Genomic DNA, 2,282 nt, shown 5'->3' on the forward strand with positions numbered 1-2,282 from the left:
CGGTGACAAGGAGGTGGCCTCCCGGTTGGAGGCCAAGCGCACCGGCACCACGGACTGGGTCGCCGCCCAGACGCCGAACGATGACGACTTCGAGCTGATCGAGGCCTTCTACGGCGACGGCACGAAGGCCTGGAAGGGCCCGGACCTGGTCGAGTCCGAGGGCGCCCCGGCGACCAACGGGCTGGCCAAGGCAGGGGACTCTGATCTTGACCCGCCCTTTTAGGGCCTAACGACAGCCCCGGGCGCGCTCCCTGCGTCCGGGGCCTCGGGCCCGGCCGGTGCCGAGGTCCACGGGTCCGACTCCCGTGGGGTCCACGCAACGATCATTGACACGAGGAGACGACCATGAGCGAGACGCCGATGAGCGAGCGAGGTGAGGCCACGTCCCACTCGTGGGGTGTGGCCTACGAGCTGGACGAGAACGGCCGCCCGATCTGGTCGGTCGAGCTGTCCGATGACGAGCAGGATGCCCGTTCATGGGCCCAGGCCAGCGGCGACCCGGACGCGAAGGTCGTTCATCGCACGGTCACCTACGGCGCATGGACGGTGGCTTGACGTGGCCCTCGTCCGCGCTGACCAAACTCCGAGCAACCCCGTCAAGGCGCCGACCGCGGACGTGCCCAACTCGATCTTTAGGGATCAGTGGAAGAGACCGCTCGTGGTAACTCCCAGCGGGTCAGTGGAGGCCTACACCCGGGCGTCCACCATCGGCGGCGTCCTGGAAGACCAGAACGGGATCGGCATCTGGAAGATGCGCCAGGTCGCGTGGGCGCTCGGGCACTCCCGCCCGCTGCGACTGCGCGCCGCCTCGATCCCGGACACCGCGAGCTCGGAGTCCAAGTCCCTGCTCAAGGAGATCACCAACGACGCGTTGGACTTCGCGGACTCCCGGGCAGCGGCCGACGTCGGCACCGCGCTGCACGCGCTCACCGAGCGGGTCGACCTCGGCCGGCCGATCCCGGACCTGGAGGACGACCAGGCCGCGATCGACGCCTACATCGGCGCCACCCGCGGCAGCTTCACCTTCCACGGCACCGAGCAGTTCGTGGTGTGCGACCAGTTCCAGGTCGCCGGCACGTTCGACCGGATCGCGGCCCCGCTCGGCGACATGACCACCCAGGACGGCACCCTGATCCCGGCCGGGTCCCGGCTGGTATGGGACCTCAAGACGTCCGGCTCGTCCAAGTTCTTCGGGATCAAGTTCGCCGCCCAGCTGGCCGCCTACGCCAACGGTGTGCGCTACCGGGGCTGGAACACCATCGGCGACGACGTCGACCCACGTACCCTGTCGCCGGCCGAGAAGCTCGCCGCCTCGCGCGGCGAACGACTCCAGTGGCCGGACGGGATCGCCCCGCGCACCGACTGGGCGCTGATCCTGCACGTCCCCCAGGGCGGGCCGGAGCGCAAGGGCGACCCGCCCGCGCAGCTGTACTGGGTGGACCTGACCCGCGGCCTGGAGCTGTTGGCGCTGGCCACCCTGATCCGGGGCTGGCGGGCCCGCAAGGACCTGGTCGTGAAGGCCGACCCGCCGCGGGTGCCGATGGCGAACGGGCTGAGCGCGGCCGGCCTGATGTCGATGATCAGGGAGGCGCCCGCCGGGTCGGACCTGCGCGAGCGGTTGCAATCGCTCTGGCGCCAGCACTCGAAGGTGTGGACGCAAGCACACACCGATGCCTGCGCGGACCGGCTCCCGGCCCGGTTGGGGCGGGCATGACCCGCCGACCCGTCCGTGGCCTGGCCCCCCGACCGGCCGTCGAGCCCGCCCCTCGTCCGCCCGGCCCGACCGAGATCCTCGGCCCGGACGGGCGGGTGTGGTTACGGCACGCCGACGGCCTCTACTACGACGAGGAGCAGACCGAGGTGTTCAGTCAGGGCGCGTTGCGCGACCTGATCGCGCGGGCGCAGGAGCGGTTGGGGCGGGCTGTGTCCGGGGCTCGGCCAGATCCGGTCCTGCGCGCGATCGCGCGGGCTACGACCGTCGAGGAGCTGCGCGCGCTCTGGCCGAACGCACGACTGAACTTCCAGCGTGCCGCCATCCTCGGCCGCCGGGCCGCGCTCGAGCTACCACCGAAGGGGGACCGATGACCACCGCGACCCGGGCGCCGCAGGTGTGGCGCGGCTACGACGCGCTGGCGCAGGCCGACGAGCCGATCGGCAGCCACTACTCGCCCAACGCGCTGCGCACCCTGCGCCGGCTCGCGCCGGCGTCGTCCACTGTCGCCGCGCTGGTCCGGACCGACGGCCGCCGAACCGTCAAGGTTCAGGCCACCGTGCGCCGGTTG

At 71.7% G+C, this 2,282-nt stretch carries 5 protein-coding genes; all 5 read left to right on the forward strand.

Annotated elements, in window-relative coordinates; translation table 11 throughout:
* Positions 1 to 223 (forward strand): hypothetical protein (locus tag VK611_15905; protein HMG42816.1); only part of this gene is annotated, 223 nt, incomplete at its 5' end.
* A 122-nt stretch (positions 224 to 345) separates the two neighbouring features.
* Entirely contained in the window at positions 346 to 555 is a 210-nt protein-coding gene (locus VK611_15910; protein HMG42817.1) for a hypothetical protein, read from the forward strand.
* Between the two features lie 103 nt (positions 556 to 658).
* Complete coding sequence (locus VK611_15915; GenBank protein HMG42818.1) at positions 659 to 1,714, forward strand: hypothetical protein; 1,056 nt, start codon at positions 659 to 661, stop codon at positions 1,712 to 1,714.
* On the forward strand, positions 1,711 to 2,085 hold the full coding sequence (locus tag VK611_15920; protein HMG42819.1) for a hypothetical protein: 375 nt from the start codon (positions 1,711 to 1,713) through the stop codon (positions 2,083 to 2,085). Before VK611_15915 ends, VK611_15920 begins: the two co-directional genes overlap by 4 nt.
* On the forward strand, positions 2,082 to 2,282 hold a 201-nt coding region (locus VK611_15925), incomplete at its 3' end, for a hypothetical protein (protein HMG42820.1). The genes VK611_15920 and VK611_15925, both read left to right, overlap by 4 nt.

The organism is Acidimicrobiales bacterium, from assembly GCA_035316325.1.
Classification (GTDB): Bacteria; Actinomycetota; Acidimicrobiia; order Acidimicrobiales; family VFJN01; genus DASXTK01.